We start from the raw sequence: 568 nt of genomic DNA, 5'->3' as shown, positions 1-568 counted from the left end.
CCTCTCCCAGTTTACTTTTAGGGGGCACCTGAGTGACCGATTTATCTAACCACGCTTTGAACTCATTGAGCAGAGATTGAGTATTTGACTGGCGGGTAGCATATCGCTCTTCCCTCGTCTTATCTTTGAGTGCTTGTTCAACACGATAGAGCTTTTGGAACCAACTGACTGCCCACTAGATTTTACCCCCTTTACCTTGCTTGCCTTTTGGTTGGCTCTGCTCTGCCTCAATGAACTTGCGTCTTGCATGCGCCCAGCAACCCACCAACTTCGCCTCTGTCTTTTCATACGCTTTATACCCATCCACATGAAGGTATCCAGTGTAGTTTGACAGATACGCTTGAGGGCAGTGATGCCCCCGACTCCCTTCCTGGTAGTCGAACAAGACGATACCGGGGGCTTGCGCATTACCATCCCGGTATGGACCACACCCATACAACCAGATGTAACTTTTCTTTCTTTCGTCATCGAGCACGGTCAACGTGGTCTCGTCCGCGAACAGAACATCTGTAAGCGTCTTTAAATCGACTCATTCAATCCTTTCAATAACCGTCGTAACCTTTAACTT

Annotated in this window: 1 pseudogene; it reads right to left on the bottom strand. The window is 48.2% G+C overall.

Annotated elements, in window-relative coordinates:
* Nucleotides 1–502, bottom strand: a pseudogene (locus BCT81_RS26800) (transposase); the annotation flags it as partial.
* Nucleotides 503–568: the final 66 nt, after the last annotated feature.

The organism is Vibrio sp. 10N.261.52.A1 (assembly GCF_002876325.1).
Lineage (GTDB): Bacteria > Pseudomonadota > Gammaproteobacteria > Enterobacterales > Vibrionaceae > Vibrio > Vibrio chagasii.
This window is presented reverse-complemented; position numbering and strand designations above follow the sequence as displayed.